At 72.2% G+C, this 21,234-nt stretch carries 14 protein-coding genes; 8 read left to right on the forward strand and 6 right to left on the reverse strand.

The annotated features are described in order from the left end of the window. Nucleotides 1-121: 121 nt before the first annotated feature. From AB0H32_RS19215 to AB0H32_RS19225, 3 genes are all read right to left on the reverse strand, one after another. Entirely contained in the window at nt 122-1,633 is a 1,512-nt protein-coding gene (locus tag AB0H32_RS19215; RefSeq protein ID WP_361121571.1) for a DUF5719 family protein, read from the reverse strand. Next, the gene (locus AB0H32_RS19220) at nt 1,630-5,265 is read right to left on the reverse strand and encodes a glycosyltransferase (RefSeq protein WP_361121574.1); all 3,636 of its coding nucleotides are present in this window, start codon (nt 5,263-5,265) and stop codon (nt 1,630-1,632) included. The genes AB0H32_RS19215 and AB0H32_RS19220 overlap by 4 nt, the downstream gene beginning before the upstream one ends. Before the next feature lie 213 nt (nt 5,266-5,478). Next, entirely contained in the window at nt 5,479-5,742 is a 264-nt protein-coding gene (locus AB0H32_RS19225) for a WhiB family transcriptional regulator (RefSeq protein ID WP_003975777.1), read from the reverse strand. A gap of 632 nt (nt 5,743-6,374) precedes the next feature. Between AB0H32_RS19225 and AB0H32_RS19230 the strand changes: the two genes are divergently transcribed. From AB0H32_RS19230 to AB0H32_RS19245, 4 genes are all read left to right on the forward strand, one after another. Then, a complete protein-coding gene (locus tag AB0H32_RS19230; protein WP_361121577.1) occupies nt 6,375-6,929 on the forward strand; it encodes a cysteine dioxygenase family protein in 555 nt (184 codons plus the stop codon). 74 nt (nt 6,930-7,003) lie between these two features. Further along, complete coding sequence (cofD, locus tag AB0H32_RS19235) at nt 7,004-7,987, forward strand: 2-phospho-L-lactate transferase (RefSeq protein WP_361121580.1); 984 nt, start codon at nt 7,004-7,006, stop codon at nt 7,985-7,987. Further along, nucleotides 7,984-9,300, forward strand: coding sequence for a coenzyme F420-0:L-glutamate ligase (locus tag AB0H32_RS19240; protein ID WP_361121583.1), 1,317 nt, complete (start codon nt 7,984-7,986; stop codon nt 9,298-9,300). The genes cofD and AB0H32_RS19240 overlap by 4 nt, the downstream gene beginning before the upstream one ends. A gap of 175 nt (nt 9,301-9,475) precedes the next feature. Next, nucleotides 9,476-10,486, forward strand: a complete 1,011-nt coding sequence (locus AB0H32_RS19245) for a DNA-3-methyladenine glycosylase 2 family protein (RefSeq protein ID WP_361121586.1) — start codon at nt 9,476-9,478, stop codon at nt 10,484-10,486. A 597-nt stretch (nt 10,487-11,083) separates the two neighbouring features. Here the strand turns inward: AB0H32_RS19245 and AB0H32_RS19250 are convergent. Both AB0H32_RS19250 and AB0H32_RS19255 read right to left on the reverse strand, forming a co-directional pair. After that, nucleotides 11,084-12,166: an NDP-sugar synthase gene (locus AB0H32_RS19250; protein ID WP_361121589.1), complete on the reverse strand. Its 1,083-nt coding sequence runs from the start codon at nt 12,164-12,166 to the stop codon at nt 11,084-11,086. 198 nt (nt 12,167-12,364) lie between these two features. After that, nucleotides 12,365-13,759: an N-acetylmuramoyl-L-alanine amidase gene (locus AB0H32_RS19255; RefSeq protein ID WP_361121591.1), complete on the reverse strand. Its 1,395-nt coding sequence runs from the start codon at nt 13,757-13,759 to the stop codon at nt 12,365-12,367. Nucleotides 13,760-13,888: 129 nt separating this feature from the next. Between AB0H32_RS19255 and AB0H32_RS19260 the strand changes: the two genes are divergently transcribed. From AB0H32_RS19260 to AB0H32_RS19275, 4 genes are all read left to right on the forward strand, one after another. Next, nucleotides 13,889-14,644, forward strand: a complete 756-nt coding sequence (locus tag AB0H32_RS19260) for a TIGR03089 family protein (protein ID WP_361121594.1) — start codon at nt 13,889-13,891, stop codon at nt 14,642-14,644. 334 nt (nt 14,645-14,978) lie between these two features. Continuing rightward, nucleotides 14,979-16,160, forward strand: a complete 1,182-nt coding sequence (locus AB0H32_RS19265) for an LCP family protein (RefSeq protein ID WP_361121597.1) — start codon at nt 14,979-14,981, stop codon at nt 16,158-16,160. Nucleotides 16,161-16,390: 230 nt separating this feature from the next. Further along, nucleotides 16,391-18,130 (forward strand): LCP family protein, encoded by a 1,740-nt coding sequence (locus tag AB0H32_RS19270; RefSeq protein WP_361121600.1) that lies wholly within the window; start codon nt 16,391-16,393, stop codon nt 18,128-18,130. Nucleotides 18,131-18,260: 130 nt separating this feature from the next. Further along, a complete protein-coding gene (locus tag AB0H32_RS19275; RefSeq protein WP_361121670.1) occupies nt 18,261-19,856 on the forward strand; it encodes an LCP family protein in 1,596 nt (531 codons plus the stop codon). A gap of 312 nt (nt 19,857-20,168) precedes the next feature. On the opposite strand, the gene AB0H32_RS19280 is transcribed toward AB0H32_RS19275, so the two are convergent. Beyond that, nucleotides 20,169-21,197 carry a glycosyltransferase family 2 protein gene (locus tag AB0H32_RS19280; RefSeq protein ID WP_361121603.1) on the reverse strand — a complete coding sequence of 343 codons (1,029 nt, stop codon included), beginning with the start codon at nt 21,195-21,197 and terminating at the stop codon, nt 20,169-20,171. Nucleotides 21,198-21,234 lie beyond the last annotated feature (37 nt).

Below are 21,234 nucleotides of genomic sequence, written 5' to 3' on the forward strand. Positions count from 1 at the left end.
CCGGCGGCACGACTGCCCGCAGCCCAGTGAGGCGGCCACGACAGTTAGGGGCGCTGCCCAGCGGGGAGCCACTCCGGGGGCCCGGCTGTTGTGGGCAGCCGGGCGCCGTTTGCGCAGGTGGCTACTTCTGGAGGATCGACAGGTCCTCGTCCGCCTGGGGCACCGAGACCAGGCCGCGGTCGTTCGGCAGGGTCTGGATGGTGAAGCCCGGGATGCCGGACTCGGTGGCCGAGAGGGTGCGGGAAGCGTAGACCGGGGCGCCGGAGACGGGCTCCACCGTGAGGGCGTACGTGCCCTTCAGGCCCGGAGGGACGGGGGCGTCGACGTCCTGGGTGGTGCCCGACTTGATCGTGTACGTCTTCGACACCGCGGTGCCGCCCTCGCTGCCCGCAGAGGCGGTGACCTTGACCGTGGCGGTGCCGGTGGGAGCGGCCAGGGAGAGGGTCGTGGACTTGCCGCTGTTGTCGGCGGAGGTGGCGCGCGTGCCGACGGGGGCCGTGGCCGGGATGAACGCCGTCTCCTGCTTGGCGCCCTTGCCCCGCACCACGCGCAGGGCCGCCACGACCGGGACCGACTGGTCGGTGGGGGTGAGCACCAGGGAGCCCGCCTCGCCGCGGGTGACGTCACGCAGGTCGACTGCAGTCGTCATGCCGGACTTGACGTGCAGGGTCTCGCTGCCCGCCGGGGTGATCAGACCGTCGGGCGAGGCCAGCCGGACCTTCAGGTCCGCGTCCGAGTCGCCGGGTGTGAAGGCGATCAGACGGACGTCGGTGGCGTCCTTGGGGATGCCGGGCAGGACCAGGCTGCCCGCCGGGTCGGCGGCCGCGGCCAGCCAGTCGCCGCCCACCTTGTCGTCGAGGGCCTGCACGGCCGCGCCCACCCGTCCGCTGCGCACGCTGACGTGCACGGTCAGGTCGGTCTGCTGCTGATCGGTGAGCGTGGAGAGCAGGATCGGCTTGCTCGCGTGCGGCGGGATCGTGAAGCCGTCCGGCACCGTGGACTTGATCGCGCCGCCCTTGCCGTACAGCTCGATGTCGACGACGGCGGCGGAGTCGTCCGGGTTGGTGAGGTGCACGTAGTCGGTGCGGTCGGCGGACGTGCTGGCGCCGGGGAACCAGAACTCGGTGTCGGCAGCGGAGCAGTTGACGCCCTGGAGGCCGCGGCCGGTGCCCGCGGCGACCTCGGTGGTCTCCTGGACCGTCCAGCCGGGGGCGAACTTCCCGTCGGCGATGCCGACGAGTGCGGGCGTGTCCGCGCCGGAGGTGTCGCCGGTGACCGGCGTGCCGGGTCCCTTCGGGGTGAGGACCGGCTCGTCCGCCTTCTTCCCGGCGTCCTTGCCGCCCTTCTTGGTGCTGCTCGTGCCGTCCACCGACTGCTCGGCGGCCGCCTGGAGTTCGGCCTTGCCGCCGCTGTCCGCACCCTTGGTGACGGGCGTGAACGACGTGTACGAGGTGTCGGCTATGTCGGAGATGCTCGGCGCGGGGCACAGCAGGCTGGTGCGCTCCACGGGCAGCGCGGCCGCCGCCTTGGCGGGGCCCGCGCCGGACGCGGAGGGCGCATCGAGCGCGGCGAACCCGGTGACGGCGGCCAGCGCGGTCGCGCCGGCGATCAGGGACAGGGTGGTGCGGTTCACTGCTGGCTCCCGTCGGGGCGCTCGCTGCCGGTGCCGTGGGGGTGCTGGGCCGGGTCGTACGCCGGGTCGTAGCCCTGCTGGTAGACCGCAGGGTCGTACGGGAGCTGATCGGCCGTTCCGCCGTAGGCGTAGGGGTCGTACTGGGCGTTCTGGTAGGGGTCGGGCTGGTACGCCTGCTGGTCGTAGCCGCCGGACGGGTACTGGTCGGCGCCCTGGTACTGGTCGGCTCCGTAGCCGTCGTACTCGGTGCCCTGGTAGGACGCGGCGTCCCAGTCGGCGTACTGCTGCTGGTGCGGGACGGCGGCCGGGGTCTCCTCGGGGAGCGGCGGCACACCGGGCTGCTCCTGGTCGGCCGGTTCCTCGGCCTGGGCGCGCAGGCGGCGGGCGCGGCGGCCTTCCCCCGCACTGGCCTGGGCGGGCAGCGGCTGCTCCTCGGGGAGGTCGTCGTCCACGTCGCGGCGGCGGCCGGGCAGGGCGAGGACGACGAGGACGACGGCGAGCGCGCCCTGGGCCCACAGCCAGCCGGTGTGGGTGACCGGGGCGTCGTAGGTGACGTCGAGCCTGCCGCCGGTCGAGGGCAGCTGGAAGCCCTGGGCCCAGCCGTCGACCGTGGTGCGGGTGAGCGGCTTGCCGTCCAGGGTGGCCGTCCAGCCGTCGGCGGCGGCGTCGGCCAGGCGCAGCACGCGGCTGCCGGAGCCGGAAGGGACGGTGGTGTGGATGTCCACCGGTCCGGCGGCGACCGACACAGCCGCGCCGGCGCCGCCCGCGGGCACGATGGTGGCGCGGGAGACCTGCTGGTCGACGCGCCACAGGGCGCTGCCGTTCTGCTGGCTGAGCCGGCTCATGCCGGGTGTGGCGTCCAGGACGCGGGTGACATCGCGGGGAGCGCCCTTGTGGACGAGGACGTAGCGCACGGCGAAGCCGCCGAGCTGGCTCGCCTGGTCGGCGCCGGAGCCGGCGACGAGGTTGGCGACGATCTTGTCGAGTTTCGCGTTCTCGCCGTCGGCGGCGGCGAGTTCGGCGTCGCCCATGCGGGCGCCGGAGCCGCGGACGAGGGTGTAGCGCACGCGTGCGGTGGAGTCGCTGTCGAGGACCAGGGTGCGGGCCTGGTCGCCGGTGGCGGCGTCCTCCGCGACGAATGCGGGCACCTGTGCCGGGTCGCGGCGCTCCAGCGGGCCGTCGGCGCCGCCGATCATCCAGCCGGCGGCGACGAGCAGCGGGCCCGCGGCCGAGGCGAACGCGATCAGGGCGGCGACGGGCTGGCGCCAGCCGAAGCTCTGCTCGGCCACGCGCGCGCGGGCCCCGTCGGCGCCGAGCGCGGCGGCGGCCAGCAGGGCGATGCCGTAGACGAGGGTGGCCGGTCCGGCCCAGGTGGACCTGTTGGACAGGACGGCGAAGACGAGGCCCACCAGGGCGACTGCCCAGGCGGCGCGGATTCCCAGCCGGCGTTCGGAGCGCAGGAGTGCGGCCAGCGCGGCCAGGACGATGCCGATGAGCATCAGGCCGTGCACGGTGCCGGGGCCGCCGGGGCTGGCGCCGAGCAGGTCGACGGCGGAGGCGGCCGAGGAGCCGTAGTCCAGGCCGGCCTCCCGGAAGAAGCCGAAGGGCAGCAGCGTCAGCGACCAGGGGGCGAGGACCAGCAGCGGGGTGCCCAGCTGGGTGAGGAACCGCAGGCCGTGGGCGACGAGGTCGCCGCGGCGCAGGACCAGCACACCGAGGCCGAGGACCAGGGCGATGGGCCAGACGATCGGCGTGAAGGCCGTCGTGATGGTCAGCAGCAGGGCGTAGGCCCAGGTGGCGCGCCAACTGCCGCGCGCCCCGGAGGCATTGCCGAGACCGGCGGCGGCGACGCCCGCGCGTGCGACGAGCGGCAGCAGCACGGCGAGGACGGCGGTGCCGATGCGGCCGCCGGCCAGGGCGCCGGTGGCGGCGGGCAGGAACGCGTAGGCGATCGCGACCCAGGCGCGCAGCAGGCGGGAGGTGACGAGCGGCCGGGAGGCGAAGTAGGCGGTGACGCCGGCCAGGGGGACCGAGCAGACCAGCAGGACGGTGACCGCGAGGCCGGTGGAGCCGAACAGGATCGAGGCGAGGGTCGCGACGACGGCGAGGTAGGGCGGTGCGGACGGGGTGCCGCCCGCGCCCACCGGGTGCCAGGCGTCCGCGAAGCGGGACCAGAGCTCGCCGGCGCCGGCCGGGGCGGGCAGCAGGGCGCCGCCCACGAGGGCGCCGCCGCTGAGCAGGGAGCGGCAGGCGGCGAGCGAGATCAGGAGCAGGGCCAGGAAGAGCACCGGGCCGGGCTTGCGGGCGATCCGCTTGAGCCGGGCGAACTGCTCGACCTCCAGGAATTCGGCGTCGTCACCGCCGGGTCCGGACTCCACGGCGCCGCCGTGCCGGCCGGCCGAGGAGGTGTCGGCGTCGGAGCGGCCGGCGAAGTTGCCCGCGACCTGTTCCACGGTGGCGCGGACGGTCGCGCCCGGCGGCGGGAAGAACTGGCGCAGCTCGTCCTTGTCGATCTGCGAGGGTCCGCGGCGGCGGCGTCCGGCGAGGATCCGCTCCGGCCGCAGCAGGGTGCTCAGCAGGCCGCGGATCTCGTCGACGGCCTGGCCGGGAACCTTGCCCACGAGGTAGGCGACGGTCCTGAGGAGGGTGCCGAGGACGAGCCGCAGCAGCACCCAGGGCAGCGCGGCACCGCGAGTGTTGACGAGGAGGGTGTAGACGGCGCCGGCCTTGTCGACCTTGTGCGGGGAGGCGGCGGTGCGGCCCAGGCAGTCGACGGTGCGGCGCTCGCGGGAGGCCGCCTCGGCGTGCCGTACGACGGCCTCGGGGGCGATGAGGACGCGGTGGCCGGCCCTGTGGGCGCGCCAGCACAGGTCGACGTCGTCACGCATCAGGGGCAGCCGGCGGTCGAATCCGCCGAGCTGTTCGAAGACGTCGCGGCGCACGAGCATGCCGGCCGTGGAGACGGACAGCACCGTGCGGACGTGATCGTGCTGGCCCTGGTCCTGTTCGCGGCGGTCCAGGCCGGTCCAGCGGCGGCCGGAGTTGGCGATGGTGACGCCGACCTCCAGCAGTTGCCGGCGGTCGTACCAGCCGCGCAGTTTGGGGCCGACGACCGCCACGTCGTCGCGGCCCAGTTCGATCTCGTTCTCGACGACCCGCAGCAGCCGGGCGAGGGCGTCCGGTTCGGGTGCGCAGTCGTCGTGCAGCAGCCACAGCCACTGGACGGGCTCGCCGTACGGCAGTTCCGGCATGTCGTAGGCGTCGTCGCGCCACGAGCGCGTGACGGGGTCCCAGCCGCTGGGGCGCTTGAGGTACGGCAGCTCCTCCGGGGTGAGGACGGGCGCCGTGCGGCTCGCCTCCTCGACGGCCTGGCCGAAGCCGGTGCGCCGGGCGAGGTGCAGCACGCGGTCGTCGCCGAGGGCCTCGGTGACCAGCTGGGCGGAGTCGTCCGCGCTGCCGGTGTCGGCCGCCACCGCGTACTGGACGGGGCGCTCCTGGCCGAGCAGCCCGGCGAGCGCGTCGGGCAGCCAGCGGGCGCCGTCGTGGGAGACGAGGACCGCGGTCACCACATGACGCGGAAACTCAGGGATGACAGCTCCGTCTTGGGCTGCCGTTTGGCTGTGCACGGACATCGAGGTACGGGCCCCGGTTCGATGGACTGCGGTGGACGCCTGTGCCCCCAGGGGACAGCGGGGCGTCTCGGACGAGCGACCACACTATCGGCTGGGCATAAGGACGGCCCGCCGCCTGTGGATAACCCACCGGCGACGGGCCGTTCGTATGCCTTGTGTTCAGAAGATCGCGCCGTTCGGTAAGACGGCGACCAGGAAGTGGTCGGAGTCCGGTCAGACAGCGGCCTTCTTCAGCCTTCGACGCTCACGTTCGGACAGACCGCCCCAGATACCGAAACGCTCGTCGTTGGCAAGGGCGTACTCGAGGCATTCGGAGCGCACCTCGCAGGCGAGGCAGACCTTCTTGGCCTCTCTGGTGGAGCCGCCCTTCTCGGGGAAGAAGGACTCGGGGTCGGTCTGGGCGCACAGCGCGCGCTCCTGCCAGCCGAGTTCCTCGTCCGCGTCGTCGACCAGCAGTTGCTGCACCAGCTCGGTCATGTGCGCCCCTCGTCTGTCTTTCACGTCCCCGTGCGTAGCCGTTACCGATTTCGGCTGAACGACACGAGTGAAATTACAAGTGTGCTGCTCCGGGCGAGTCAAGCCGAGATCTGCTATTGAGCCCGTTATTCACTCTGCGGAACCAAGGCCATGCGGAAAGTGTTCAAATCGCCATAAACCTTGACGCGCAGATGAGACCCGGAAGGGCGGCGCACCTCGTACAGATCTCTGACAGATCCCTGTACGAAGAAGGACGCCCCTGCGTTCGATCGCGTTCCGCGGGGCCTGAGCGCTCGGATGTGCGCCATGTGTCCGGGGATCTAGATGCACAAACCTTTCACCTGACAGTTGAACCGGATGAGGTGAAACATGTCCCACATACCGGGCGCCGAGTTGACAGTGCGAGTGTGAACCGGTGTCCTTGTGGGCATGCTCGCGAACTTGGCACTCACCTCGACCCGCACCGCCGGGTCCCTCGGTGCTGCCCCGGTTCGCTGTAGCTGTTGTTGCTGTTCCAGCTGTTGAGCCGACGCGCTCCAGCTGTCGCCGGGTCTCGTGGCCCGGCCGCTCCCTCCCTCGCAGAACCCCCGTTCAGGGCACCCCACTCTTCCGCCGAGGAATCACAGCACCCGATGAACAGCGACAACGACCTCCAGATCGCCGGCGACATCCTCGAAGTCACGCACCTGCTCCAGCCTCCGCGTGAGCACCCGGCCACCGTCGCCGAGTTCGTGGGCCTCGCCCGCGCCATCGCCGCCGACCGCTCCCAGTGGGCGCACCTCGTCCGCTACGACGCCACCACCCGCTGGTACCACCGGCTGCGCACCGGCCCCGGCTACGAGGTGTGGCTGCTGTCCTGGGTGCCCGGGCAGGGCAGCGGACTGCACGACCACGGCCGCTCCTCCGGTGTCCTCACCGTTCTGGAGGGCACCCTGAGCGAGCGCACCGAACGCGCCACGCGCGCGCTGCGACCCGGCACGCAGCGGGTGTTCGCACCGGGGTACGTGCACGAGGTGGTGAACGACGCGCTGGAGCCGGCGGTGAGCCTGCACATCTACCACCCGGGCCTGACCGAGATGCCGATGCTCCCCCAGTCTCAGCTTGATTCGACCGGGGTGACCCCCACGTCCCCGCACTGCGAGGCGCGCACCGGGCCGCGTACGGAGCCCCGAGCGGTGACTGCCTGAACGCCGCGTTGACCGCTTGATTGACGCATCGACCGCCTGACGCGTTGTCGTACCCGCCTGCCAGACTGGGGCCCATGCGCATTGTGGTTCTGGCAGGCGGCATCGGTGGTGCCCGGTTCCTGCGCGGTCTCAGGCACGCCGTGCCGGACGCGGACGTCACGGTCATCGGCAACACCGGCGACGACATCCATCTCTTCGGGCTGAAGGTCTGCCCGGACCTCGACACGGTGATGTACACGCTGGGCGGCGGCATCAACGAGGAGCAGGGCTGGGGGCGGGCCGACGAGACCTTCCGCCTCAAGGAGGAACTGGCCGCCTACGGCGTCGGCCCGGACTGGTTCGGCCTCGGCGACCGGGACTTCGCCACGCACATCGTGCGGACCCAGATGCTGGGTGCCGGCTATCCGCTGAGCGCGGTCACCGAGGCGCTGTGCGACCGCTGGAAGCCGGGTGTGAAGCTGATCCCGATGACCGACGACCGCGTGGAGACCCACGTGGCCGTGACCCTGCCCGACAGCGGCTCCGCCACGGGCGAGGCCGAGCGCAGGGCCGTCCACTTCCAGGAGTACTGGGTGCGGCTGCGCGCCTCGGTCCCGGCCGAGGCGGTCGTGCCGGTCGGCGCCGAGCGGGCCAAGCCCGCGCCGGGGGTCCTGGAGGCCATCGCCGAGGCGGACGTCATCCTCTTCCCGCCGTCCAACCCGGTCGTGTCCATCGGCACGATCCTCGCCGTGCCGGGCATCCGTGAGGCGATCGCGGAGGCGGGCGTCCCGGTGGTGGGCCTGTCCCCCATCGTCGGGGACGCGCCCGTGCGCGGGATGGCCGACAAGGTCCTCGCCGCGGTCGGCGTGGAGTCCACGGCCGCGGCGGTCGCCGAGCACTACGGCTCGGGGCTGCTGGACGGCTGGCTGGTCGACACCGTGGACGCGGGCGCGGTCGAGCGGATCGAGGCGGACGGGATCCGCTGCCGGGCCGTGCCGCTGATGATGACCGACGTGGACGCCACCGCGCAGATGGCGCGGGAGGCGCTGGCGCTGGCCGAGGAGGTGCGGGGGGCGTGAGCAAGGAGCCTCCGCAGAACCCGGAGTACCGGGTCTGGGCCCTGCCCGGAATCCCCGAGGTACAGCCGGGCGACGACCTGGCCAAGCTGATCGTCTCCACCGAGCCCGGCCTGGCCGACGGGGACGTGGTGGTCGTCACGTCCAAGATCGTCTCCAAGGCCGAGGGCCGGATCGTCCGGGCGGACGACCGGGAGGCCGCGATCGACGCCGAGACCGTGCGGGTGGTGGCCCGGCGCGGCGCGCTGCGCATCGTGGAGAACCGCCGGGGCCTGGTCATGGCCGCTGCCGGTGTCGACGCCTCCAACACCCCTTCCGGGACCGTCCTGTTGCTGCCCGAGGACCCGGACGCGTCCGCGCGCGCGATCCGCGAAGGGCTGCGCGAGGCCCTCGGCGTCACGGTCGGTGTCGTCGTGACCGACACGTTCGGGCGCCCTTGGCGTTCGGGGCTGACGGACGTGGCCATCGGCGCCGCCGGCGTGCGCGTGCTGGACGATCTGCGCGGGGACACGGACGGGTACGGCAACCCGCTCGTCGCCACCGTCGTCGCCACCGCGGACGAGCTGGCCGCCGCCGGCGACCTGGTCAAGGGCAAGGCGGCGGGGCGGCCAGTCGCCGTGGTGCGCGGACTGCCCCATGTGGTGGCGCAGGAGGACGGCGAGGGGGCGCAGGCGCTGGTGCGCTCCGCGAGGGACGACATGTTCCGGCTCGGCACCTCCGAGGCGGTCCGGGAGGCGGTGACCCAGCGGCGTACGGTACGGGCCTTCACCGACCAGCCCGTCGACCCCGGTGCGGTGCGGCGCGCGGTGGCCGCCGCGCTGACCGCGCCGGCGCCGCACCACACCACGCCCTGGCGGTTCGTGCTGCTGGAGTCCGAGGAGTCGCGGGTACGGCTGCTCGACGCGATGCGGGACGCCTGGATCGCGGACCTGCGGCGGGACGGCCGGACCGAGGAGTCCGTCGCCCGGCGCGTCCGGCGTGGGGACGTCCTGCGCAACGCGCCGTATCTCGTCGTCCCCTGCCTCGTCATGAACGGCTCGCACACCTACGGGGACGCGCGACGGGACGGTGCCGAGCGGGAGATGTTCGTGGTCGCGGCGGGCGCGGGCGTGCAGAACTTCCTGATCGCGCTGGCCGGGGAGCGGCTGGGCTCGGCCTGGGTGTCGTCCACGATGTTCTGCCGGGACGTGGTGCGCGAGGTGCTCGCACTGCCCGACGACTGGGACCCGATGGGTGCGGTGGCGATCGGCCACCCCGCGTCGGAGCCGGGACCGCGGCCGGAGCGGGACGCCGAGGCGTTCGTCGAGGTGCGGTGAGAGGCCCGTACGACGAGTGCGTCGTACGGGGAGGACGTCGTACGGGGAGGACGTCGTACGGGGAGGACGTCGTACGGCGACCGCTCCATGCGGCGACTGCCCCTTGAGACCGCGGGGTCTCCCCTAGTCTCGTAGGAAAGCCCCTGCAGCACCGGCACCCCTAGGACCTCATCTCGTGGCAGGACGTTTCGCTCCGCGGCCCACGCGTACGACCGTGCGCGGTGGGGAGGTCGCCGTGCCCGCCGGGGTGCCGCGGCAGACCACGGCCCCGGCCCGGGTCCGGCGATGGGTGCCGGAGGGTCCCCTCGACCTCGGGCTGGTGCTGGGTCCGCTCCGGCGCGGGCCCGCGGACCCGACGTTCCGGGCGACCCGCGACGGCTCGGTGTGGCGGACCGCCCGGACCCCCGCCGGGCCCGGGACGCTGCGGGTCTACGGGTACGACGGTGAGGTGCGCGCCGAGGCGTGGGGACCCGGCGCCGAGTGGCTGCTGGAGCAGCTGCCGGACCTGCTCGGTGCCGCCGACGAGCCCGACGCGTTCGTGCCCCGGCACCGGGTGGTGGCACTGGCGCGGCATCGCAGGCCGGGGCTCAGGCTGACCCGGACCGGGCTGGTGCTGGAGTCGCTGATCCCGTCGGTGCTGGAGCAGAAGGTCACGACCGACGAGGCGTACCGGGCGTGGCGGTTGCTGGTGCGGAGGTTCGGGGAGCCGGCGCCGGGGCCCGCGGGGGTGGGCGAGCGGCCGATGTGGGTGATGCCCGCGCCGCGGACCTGGGCGCTGATCCCCTCCTGGGAGTGGCATCGGGCCGGGGTCGACGACAAGCGGGCCTCGACGATTCTGCGGGCCGTGCGGGTAGCCGCGCGGCTGGAGCAGGCGGTGGGGATGCCTGCGGTCGAGGCTCGGGCGCGGCTGGAGGTCGTGCCGGGGATCGGGCCGTGGACGTCGGCCGAGGTCGTGCAGCGCAGTCACGGGGCCGCGGATGCGGTGACGGTCGGGGACCTGCATCTGCCGGGGATCGTGGGGTGGGCGCTGGCCGGGGATCGGCATGCGGACGATGCGGAGATGCTGCGCCTGCTGGAGCCGTATGCGGGGCAGCGGCATCGGGCGGCCCGGTTGATTCTGCTGAGCGGGAACGGGCCGGCCCGGAGGGCGCCGAAGATGCCTCGGGTGGATATCGGGTTGCTGTGAGGCGGGCTGCGCGGGGGCTGGGCGGCCGGGTGGTCGACAGGTCCGGTGCCGGTGCGGCCGGGGGTGGGTTTCGCTCGCCCGCGCTTGCGGGGTGCCGCCGCGCCCACCCTCCCCACTCCCGGCTTCGCTCGAGCGGGGGGACCCCCATCGCCCCATCGCCCCATCGGCACGACTGCCCGCGGCTGAGGAGGACTCACTGCAGCGACGTCGGCGTGCCGAGCTAGATGCGACTGCCCTCTGCTGAGGAGGACTGACCGCCGCGACGCAATCGTGCCCGCGGCTGAGCGCGCCCCAAAGGGGCGCGGGGAACTGCGCGATCAGCCCCCACCGGGCCACACCCGGGCACGGCCTCCCCGGGGGCCCGGGGGCGCAGCCCCCGTGGGAGGTGGTTTCACCGGCGGTGCCCCCTCTGCGGCGTCCCGCCCGTCCGCAGGGCCGCTGGTCCGAAGAGAACCCGCAGGGCCACTGGTCCGAAGAGAACCCGCAGGGCCACTGGTCCGAAGAGAACCCGCAGGGCCACTGGTCCGAAGAGAACCCGCGGGGCTACTGGTCCGAAGAGAATCCGCAGGGCTACTGGTCCGAAGAGAATCCGCAGGGCTACTGGTCCGAAGAGAAGCGGACTGCGCCCGCCGGGATGCGGGCGTCGCACCACACGCGGGCGCCGTCGCGCAGCTCGTTGTCGGGACCGACCACCGCACCGTCGCCGATCACCGTGCCGGTGAGGACGGAGCGTTCGCCGACTCGGGCGCGGGTGCCGATGAGGGAGTCGGTGATGACGGCGCCGGGCTCGATGACCGCACCGGGGAGGATCGTCGAGCCGGACACCCGCGCCCCCTCCGCGACGAACGCGCCCTCGCCGACCACCGTGCCGCCCGTCAGCTTCGCGTCCGGCGCGACTCTGGCCGTCGGCAGGATCAGCCGGTCGCCGCAGCGGCCCGGGACCGCCGGGGAGGGCGCGCGGCCGAGCACCAGGTCGGCGGAGCCGCGCACGAAGGCCGCCGGGGTGCCGAGGTCCAGCCAGTACGTCGAGTCGACCATCCCCTGCAGATGGGCGCCGGCGGACAGCAGGTCCGGGAAGGTCTCGCGCTCCACGGAGACCGGCCGGCCCGCCGGGATCGTGTCGATGACCGAGCGGCGGAAGACGTACGCCCCCGCGTTGATCTGGTCGGTGACGATCTCCTCCGGAGTCTGCGGCTTCTCCAGGAAGGCGAGGACGCGGCCCGTCCCGTCGGTGGGGACCAGGCCGTAGGCGCGCGGGTCCGTCACCTTGGTGAGGTGCAGGGACACGTCCGCGCCCGTCGACTCGTGGGTGTGCACGAGCCGCCGGATGTCCAGGCCCGTCAGGATGTCGCCGTTGAAGACGAGGACCGGGTCGTCGGGTCCGGAGTGCAGGCGCGAGGCCACGTTGCGCAGGGCGCCGCCCGTACCGAGGGGCTCCTCCTCGGTGACGTACTCGATGTGCAGACCGAGTGAGGCGCCGTCGCCGAAGTAGGGCTCGAAGACCTCGGCCAGATAGCTCGTGGCGAGGACGATGTGGTCCACGCCCGCCGCCTTCGCTCTCGCCAGCTGGTGCGTGAGGAACGGCACTCCGGCCGCCCTGACCATGGGCTTGGGTGTGTGCACCGTGAGCGGACGCAGCCGGGTGCCTTTGCCGCCGACCAGGAGGATCGCTTCTGTCACCTGTCGTCTCTGCTTCCTGCCGGGACCGGTCGAACTACTCGTTTCGGCCGGCCAGTGTATGCAGACCGTGCGACGGTGCCCTCGATGGCCGTGCGGTGTCCCGCGAGATCGGCGTCCGGTTTCCTCCGACCGACCCAGCGCCGTCCCCCGAGCCTCCCCCACCCGTCCCCCCGACGGCGGCGAACGCGTTTCCCCGCCTCAGCGCCCCTGATACCGCGCCGCGCTGGAACGGGCGCTGCCGAGCTTGGCGTAGAGCCGCTTGCCCGGGCACGACGTGGAATACCCGTCCCGATGGCCGGAGATCACATTCAGTCGTACGTTCTTCCCCTTGGGGTAGAGATTGCCACCGCCTGACGTCAGATATGTCTTTCCGCGCGGATTGGCCCCATAGAGCCCGAGCTTCCACGCGGCGAGCCGGGCGACGGACTTCACCGCGGCGCCGGACGGTTTGGCCGAGCCGAAACTGCCGATCACGGCGATGCCCATGCTGTTGTTGTTGAACCCGAGGGTGTGGGCGCCGCGCACCGCTTTCGCCACTCCCCCGGCGCGGCCCTCGTAGATGGTTCCGCACTTGTCGACGAGGAAGTTGTAGCCGATGTCCCGCCAGCCCATGCTCTTGACGTGGTAGCGGTAGATACTGCGGATGACCGAGGGGGCCTGGGCGCAGGTGTACTTGTTGCCCGAGGCCGTGTGGTGCACGAAGACCGCCTTGATCTTCTTCGTGTAGACGAAGCCGTGTCCGCGCACCTTCTCGTCCGCGCCCCAGCCGCGGCGCGTCACGATCCGCGGGCGCGGTCCGATGTGCGGCTTCACCTTCGGATCCGGATCGCCTCCCTGGAGGCGGCTCAGTTCCCGCTCGGTGTCGCGCCGGTTCAGTTCGGGGATCTCCAGGGCGCCGTAGGGCGCGACATCGGTGTTGGCCCCGTAGGCGGCGGCCGTCGCATCCGTCGGGGAGCCGGGGCGGGGCGCGCCCTGGGGCGGCGTCCCGTCCCCGGGGTCGACGAGTTCCAGGCGCATCCCCTCCGGCAGGGACGGGGTCAGGTCGCCGGTACGGCCGCCCGGGGAGGGTCCTTTGCCCGCTGTGGAGTCGGCGCGCACCCGTACGTCCACGCCGTCCGAGTCGCCCACCCACAGCGGTGCGGTGGCCCCGCGCACCCGGCCCGAGGACCGCTCGGCCGTGCCCGGGTCCGCGCCGTGGTCCTCGTTGTGGGTCTCGACGTCCTGCCAGCCGGACCACTGCCCGGTCGCCGCGGACCGGGTGCGGACCTGGACCCGGCCCTTCAGCTGGGTGTCCGGGTCGTCCCAGACCACGCCGACCAGCGAGAAGTGCTGTACGTCGACGCGGTACAGGCCCTGCTCCGGGGCCGGTCCGAGGGCGCGCTCGCGAGAGCGCAGGACGAGGGGCAGCGACTGGGTGCTGCCCGGGACCGCGGCCTCGGCCACCCGGCCCGTGGCAGCCGTCCGTTCCGCTCGCGGGGAGGCGGCGGCCATGGGCAGGGCCGCCGGGAGCGCGAGGGCGGCCGCGCACGTGACGCCGAGCGAGGTGGCACGGATCGAGGTGGCACCGATCGGGGAAGTCAGAAATCCACGCATACTTATGATCATGAACATAGTCATACATATATGTCCATCGGTGAACTGACGGACCGTCGGATATCGTTCCGCCGAACCGGTGGCTGCACCGCGCGGTGCGCGGGCCCGCCCCGGCGTACTCTTGCGCGGGTGAACGCCACCGATCGCACCCCTGCCGACCTGCTGCGTTCCGCGCTCGCCGCGGACCCCGGACGCCCTCTGGTGACCTTCTACGACGATGCCACGGGCGAACGAGTCGAACTGTCCGTGGCCACCTTCGCCAATTGGGTGGCCAAGACCGCGAACCTCCTCCAGGGCGACCTGTCCGCCGGCCCGGGAGACCGGGTCGCACTGCTGCTGCCCACGCACTGGCAGACGGCCGTGTGGCTGCTCGCCTGCGCGTCGGTGGGGGTGGTGGCGGACGTGGCCGGGGACCCGGCGTCCGCCGATGTCGTGGTGAGCGGGCCCGACTCACTGGAGGCGGCGCGCGCGTGCCGCGGGGAGCGGGTCGCGCTCGCGCTGCGGCCGCTGGGCGGGCGGTTCCCGCAGACGCCGGACGGCTTCGTCGACTTCGCGGTGGAGGTGCCCGGCCAGGGGGACCGGTTCGTGCCGTTCGCCCCCGTGGACCGGGAGGAGCCGTCGCTGATCGTCGCCGGGGCCGAGTTCAGCGGCGGCGAGGTCGTCGAGCGGGCCGTGGCCGATGCGGGGGCGCTGCACTTGGCGGGGCCGGGGACGAGGGTGCTGTCCGCGCTGCCGTACGACACGTGGGAGGGGCTGAGCGCGGGGTTGTACGCGCCGTTGGCCGTCGGTGGGTCCGTGGTGCTCTGCAGGAATCTCGACCGGCTGGACGAAGAAGGGCTCGCCAAGCGGGTCGAGAGCGAGAAGGTGGCCGTGGTGCGCCGCTGAGCGGAGCCCGGCCGTCGCAGGACCGAGACGGCCGTGAGGGGGCCGGGCGCGGCCGGCGCAGGACGAGTGCGGCCGCGCGGGGAGCCTGGGCTCGGCCGTCATAGGACCAGTGCAGCCGTGAGGGAGGGCCGGGCGCAGCCGCCGTAGGACCGGTGCAGCCGTGAGGGGCTGGTCGCGCCCACTCGGCGGGGCCGCATGTCGGCATCGTCCCGCGCCCTTCCGGGCCGGCCGTCGTCACCCGTATGGAGTAGTCCAGGGCGCCTTCCCTCCGCCCTCCCCTCCATCGTCGTAGGAGCAGGACGCCACGCTCGTACGGCATGAGGGGGCCCGCACCGTGACCGGCACCGTTCGGCGGGCCCCCGGGCCCGGTCTCGGATCCTCGGCCAGCGGGGACGGACTCGTGCGGCGGCGTCGGCGGCGGTGGGTCCGGGGGTCGGCGCTGGCGGTGGCCGCGCTGGTCGTGGCGGCGGCCGGGGGCGGCTGGGCCGTGTACGCCAAGCTCAGCGCCAACATCACCCCGGACGAGGCGGCAGCCGCGGAACTCGCCCGCTACGAGCGGGAGCGGCCCACCGCGCTGGTCCGGGGCGCGCAGAACATCCTGCTGATCGGGTCCGACACCCGGGCCGGGGAGGGCAACCGGAAGTACGGGCGGGACCTGGGCACCGAGCGGTCCGACACCACGATCCTGCTGCACCTGGCCGCCAATCGGCGCAGCGCCACCGCCGTCTCGCTGCCCCGGGACCTGATGGTGGACATCCCGGGCTGCCGGCAGCCGGACGGCAGCCGCAGCGAGCCGGTGTTCGCGATGTTCAACCACGCCTTCCAGACGGGCGGTTCGGCCTGCACCATCCGTACCGTCGAGAAGCTGACGAACATCCGGGTCGACCATCACATGGTGGTCGACTTCAGCGGGTTCAAGGAGATGGTCGACGCCGTCGACGGCGTACAGGTGTGTCTGAAGGAACCGATCGACGACAAGGCGGCGAAGCTGAAGCTGCCCGCGGGCAGGGTCACCCTCGACGGGGAGCAGGCGCTCGGGTACGTGCGGGCGCGCAAGTCGCTCGGCGACGGGAGCGACACCGAGCGGATGGAGCGGCAGCAGCGGTTCCTCGGTGCGCTCGTCGACAAGGTGCAGAGCAACGACGTGCTGCTGAATCCGGTGAAGCTGTATCCGGTGCTGGACGCGGCGACCTCCTCGCTCACCACCGACCCGGAACTGGCGAGTCTTCGTGGTTTGTACCAGTTGGTGCGCGGACTGCGTGACATCCCCACCGAACATGTGCAGTTCCTGACGGTGCCGCGGGAGTCGTACGTCTACGACGCGAACCGCGACCAACTCGTCGAGCCGGAGGCCGAGAAGCTCTTCGCGCGGCTGCGGGCCGACCAGCCGGTGGCGGTGGCGCAGGACGTCGCACAGGAAACGCCCAGACAGGCCCCGGAGGCGGACCGCGCCGACGGACCGTCCCCCGCGCCCACGTTCCGCGGCAGCACGGCCGCCGAACACACCTGTGGGTAATGCGCCTGCCAAGTCGACGAACTTCAGTTCAGGAATATGAGGCGGATTGCCCAGTTGTAGGCAGAAGGAATTTGTCACCGGCGTCGCTTGACGCTGAACTGGGCGGATAGTGTGAGCGATCCGGTGCACCCGGCCACGAGGTCCGTCCTGGGGTCGTGCACCGATTCACCGAGACCCGAGCGCCTTGGGGGGAAGGCGCCGCGTGGCCCCGACGGAGGATTCGGACAACCGTGGACGCGCAAGGCCGTGGGCGGGCGGACAACATCGACCCCGCAGACCAGTGGGTACTCAATCCGAACACCGGCGAATACGAACTGCGACTGAGTCCTTCCGCACCGCAGTCGTCGGTACCCGGTCCTCGCAGACCGAAGGGGGACAGCGGCGGCGGACGTGGCCGGCGCGATTCCTCGGCGGGTCAGACGCGTGAGATGCGGCAGACGCGCGGCGCTGACGTGCCGGCACAGCGCCGGCGCCGTACCGAGCCCGAGCCTCCGCCCGGCCGGCGCAGCCGGCGGCCGGTGAAGAAGAAGTCGAAGGTCAAGAAGGCGCTCGTATGGACCGCCGGCGGCACCGCGTTCGTGCTGGTCGCCGTCGGCACCGCCGGCTATCTCTATCTCCGGCACCTCGAGGGCAACATCAGCTCGACCGACGTCGGCGACGCGGGCTCCAAGGGCTTCAGCAAGGACGAGGCCTTCAACCTGCTGGTCATCGGTACCGACAAGCGCACCGGCAAGGGCAACGAAGGTTACGGCGACAAGGGCAGCGTCGGACACGCGGACACCAACATCCTGCTGCACGTGTCGAAGGACCGGACGAACGCGACCGCGCTGAGCATCCCCCGTGACCTGATCGTCGACGTCCCCGACTGCCCGACGAAGCAGCCGGACGACAGCACCAAAGTGGTCCCCGGCACGGACAACGTGCGCTTCAACACGAGCCTGGGTCAGGACGGCCGCGACCCGGGGTGCACCATGCGCACCGTCGAGGCGGTCACCGGCATCCACGTGGACCACTTCATGATGGCCGACTTCAACGCGGTGAAGACCCTGACGAGCGCGGTGGGCGGCGTCGAGGTGTGCGTCGCGCATCCGGTGAACGACAAGGAGTCCCATCTGAAGCTGCCCGCGGGCAAGTCGGTGGTGGCGGGCGAGCAGGCCCTCGCCTTCGTGCGCACCCGGCACAGCTTCGGCAACCAGGGCGACCTGGACCGCATCAAGGTGCAGCAGCAGTTCATGGGCTCCCTGATGCGCAAGATGTCCTCCGGCGACACCCTCACCAACCCGACGAAGCTGGTCGACCTGGCGGAGGCGGCGACCAAGGCGCTGACCGTCGACACCGGCATCGACAGCATCGGCACGCTCAAGGACATGGCGCTGGAGCTGAAGAAGGTGCCGCCCAAGAACATCACCTTCACCACGGTCCCGGTGATCGACAACCCCGCCGAGAAGGTCCACGCGACGGTCGTCGTCGACCAGACGAAGGGACCCGCGGTCTTCGACGCGATCAAGAGCGACGTCTCCTTCACCGAGGTGAAGAAGAAGCAGAAGGCTGCCAAGGACGCGGCCGCGGCCCGCCTCAAGGGCAGCCGGTCCGCGCCCTCCGAGGTGCGGGTGCGGATCCTCAACGGCGGTGCGGACGCCGGCAGCGCGCAGGAGACCCTCCAGTGGCTCCAGACCCAGCAGGGTGTGCTCAAGTCGGAGAACGCGGGCAACGCACCGGCGGCGCTGGGCAGGACCACACTCGAGTACGCGCCCGACCAGGCGGCCCAGGCGCGGGAGTTGGCGCATCTCATGGGCCTGTCCGGCTCGGCGCTGAAGCCCGGCAAGAGCGTGACCAACTCCCAGGGGCTGCCGGCGATGACGCTGACCCTGGGCAAGGATTTCAAGGGTGCGGGGGTGTCCCTCACCGCTCCTTCGAAGGCGCCGGACGTCGACAAGTCCACGGCGGACAAGGTGAAGTGCGCCTCGTAGGTAACCCAACGGGTCCGTCGTGCGTCTAACTGGGGGCGGGACGGACCCGTTGCATGGCGCAAGGGTGGGGAGGGCAGGAAGTTTGGCGCAGAGCGATGTGCGGGGGAAGGGTCCTGCGGTCGACGACACGATGTCGCTCGCACCGCAGGCGTCGGACGGGCCGGGCGGGCACGGCGGCGGGCGGCGCAGGGGCCGCCCGAAGACCGACCGGCAGCCACGCCGACGGCGGGCTCTGCGCTGGTCCGCGACCGTGCTGGCGGTGGTCATACTCGGCACGGCGGGAGCCGGCTACCTGTACTACGAGCACCTCAACGGCAACATCCGCAAGGGCGAGCGCAGCAACGGCGACGACTCCAAGGCGCACAGGACGCCGGCGAACGCGGCCGGGCAGACGCCGCTGAACATCCTGCTGATCGGCTCCGACAGCCGTAACTCGGACGAGAACGTGAAGCTCGGTGGTGCAAAGTACGACCGCGGCAGCCCACCGCTCGGCGACGTGCAGATGCTCATCCACCTCTCCGCGGACCGCAAGAGCGCCGCCATGGTGAGCATCCCCCGGGACACCCGGGTCGACATCCCCGAGTGCAAGGACTCCCGGAGCGGCAAGGTCTATCCGGCGACCAACGGCATCATCAACACGACGCTCGCCCGGGGCGGGGCCGGCTGCACGCTGGCCACCTGGGAGAACCTCACCGGCGTCTACATCGACCACTGGATGACGATCGACTTCGCGGGTGTGGTGAGGATGGCGGACGCCATCGGCGGTGTCGACGTCTGTGTGAAGCAGAACGTCTGGGACCACTCCACACCGGCTCAGCGCGGCGGCTCCGGGCTGAAGATGACGGCCGGGCGGAAGAAGGTCCAGGGCGTACAGGCCCTGCAGTGGCTGCGGACGCGGCACGCCTGGGGCAGTGACCTGATGCGGGCCCGCGCCCAGCACATGTACCTGAACTCGATGATGCGGACACTGAGGTCGCAGAACGTCTTCACGGACACCGGCCGGCTGATGGACCTGGCCGAGGCGGCCACCAAGTCCCTGCAGGTCTCGGAGGAGATCGGCACGGTCAAGAAGCTGTACGACCTGGGCATGGAGCTGAAGTCGGTGCCTTCGGACCGCATCACGTCGGTGACGATGCCCCAACTGCAGGACCCGCTGAACTCCGAGCACGTCGTACCCGACAAGGTCAACGCCGGCAAGATGTGGCAGATGCTCCGCGACGACGTGCCGTTCGACAAGAACGGCAAGGACTCGGGTGCCGAGCAGGCCGCGAGCAAGCCCGAGGCGAAGGCGAAGACGCCGTCCGTCGCCCCGGGGCGGCTCGGGGTGCTGGTGCAGAACGCCACGCAGACGTCCACCGAGGCCCCGGTTCCCAGCCGGGCGCGGGCGATCGCCGATGCTCTCGGGCAGCAGGGCTACGCCCAGGCGGCGGCCGACACCTCGGGGGCGTCGAAGTCCGCGGACAAGACGGTGGTGCAGTACCCGAGCGCCGAGCTGGAGGGCGACGCCCAGGCCGTCGCCAAGGCGTTGGGGATCCCGATGAGCGCGGTGCGGAAGTCGACCGACGTGTCGGGGGTCACGCTCGTCGTCGGTGCGGACTGGCGCACGGGCACGGCCTTCCCCAAGCAGAAGGCGCCGAAGGCGGGCGACGTCCCCAGCGGCTCCGACGCCCTCAACGGCTCGGACTCCTCGCAGTGCATGGACGTGTACAAGCCCTACCAGTGGTAGATCCGCCGGGGCCGGCCGCCGTCGGGGTGCCTGTGCTCTCCCGAGTGCGGGTCCGCCGTGGCTCGTCGCGCCCCTCGGGGACGTGGCGCCGACCTGTCCGAAGGGGCGCGGGGAACTGTGCGAACAACCCCCCGCGCACCCGCAGACGGCAACGGCCCGCACCGCGACGGCGGTGGCCCATGGCGCAGATGCCTCGCCACGCCGTGCCCCGTGCGCCTTCGGCGGCCCGGCCTGGTGCCGCGCCCGGGGACGTACCTGCGCCGCCGTGGCAAAGGGCCCCTCCCCGGACGGGAAGGGGCCCTTCAAACCTGCTCAGCGGGCGTTCAGCACCGCCGGCCGGCGCGCGGCGACGACCCGCTTCGCCAGCGACTTCGGGCTCGTCAGGAACCCCCAGCCCCACGACATGTGCATGGTCGCCAGGGCCACCGGGATCTTCAGCCGGGCCTTCAGGGGCAGGCCCTTGCCCGCCGGGACCGAGCCCGCCGCGATCGCCGCCAGATAGCCGCCGGGGACCACGAAGGCCCAGGGCGTGAGGGCCGCACCCACCACCGCACCCACGGCGATCGCGCACACCGCGGTCGGCGGGGCGAGGTAGCGCAGGTTGATGGAGCCCTCGTGGTAGCGGGCGACGACGTGCCGCCAGCGGCCGTAGTCCTTGTACTGCTTGGCGAGCGCCTTCACGCTCGGCCGCGGCCGGTACGACACCCTCAGCTCGGGCGAGAACCAGATCAGGCCGCCCGCCTCACGGATCCGGAAGTTCAGCTCCCAGTCCTGGGCGCGGATGAACTCCTCGTTGTAGCCGCCCTGCTGTTCGAGGGCCTCGCGGCGGAACACCCCGAGGTAGACGGTCTCGGCGGGCGCGGCTTCGCCGCCCGTGTGGAAGGCCGCGTTGCCGACACCGATCTTCGAGGTCATCGCGGCGGCGACCGCGTGCTCCCAGTCGTTCTCGCCCTCGGCGTGCATGATGCCGCCGACGTTCTGCGCGCCGGTCTCCTCCAGGAGCCGTACGGCGGTGGCGATGTAGTTCGGCGAAAGCATGCCGTGGCCGTCGACGCGCACCACGATCGGGTGACGGGAGGCCTTGATCGCCGCGTTGAGCGCGGCCGGGGTGCGGCCGGTCGGGTTCGGGACGGTGTGCACGCGCGGATCTTCCCGGACGAGCTCGGCAGCGATCTCGTCCGTGCGGTCCGTGGACGGACCGAGGGCGATCACGACCTCCATCTCGCCGGCGTACTCCTGCGCGAGGATCGCTTGGACGGCTCCGCGCAGATGCCGCTCCTCGTTGAGGACGGGCATGATCACGGAAACGGCGGGGAGGCGCACGTCGGGCTTGGCGTTCATAGGACGCTCACGTTACCGCGAACGGGGGACACCGGTG

It is taken from the genome of Streptomyces sp. NPDC020362 (assembly GCF_040642095.1).
Lineage (GTDB): Bacteria > Actinomycetota > Actinomycetes > Streptomycetales > Streptomycetaceae > Streptomyces.

Bases quoted from the DNA above. Each gene is read 5' to 3' on its own strand.
- AB0H32_RS19220 (WP_361121574.1), bottom strand. From the start codon at position 5,265: ATGTCCGTGCACAGCCAAACGGCAGCCCAAGACGGAGCTGTCATCCCT.
- AB0H32_RS19225 (WP_003975777.1), bottom strand. From the start codon at position 5,742: ATGACCGAGCTGGTGCAGCAACTGCTGGTCGACGACGCGGACGAGGAA.
- AB0H32_RS19230 (WP_361121577.1), top strand. From the start codon at position 6,375: ATGAACAGCGACAACGACCTCCAGATCGCCGGCGACATCCTCGAAGTC.
- cofD (WP_361121580.1), top strand. From the start codon at position 7,004: ATGCGCATTGTGGTTCTGGCAGGCGGCATCGGTGGTGCCCGGTTCCTG.
- AB0H32_RS19255 (WP_361121591.1), bottom strand. From the start codon at position 13,759: ATGCGTGGATTTCTGACTTCCCCGATCGGTGCCACCTCGATCCGTGCC.
- AB0H32_RS19275 (WP_361121670.1), top strand. From the start codon at position 18,261: ATGTCGCTCGCACCGCAGGCGTCGGACGGGCCGGGCGGGCACGGCGGC.
- AB0H32_RS19280 (WP_361121603.1), bottom strand. From the start codon at position 21,197: ATGAACGCCAAGCCCGACGTGCGCCTCCCCGCCGTTTCCGTGATCATG.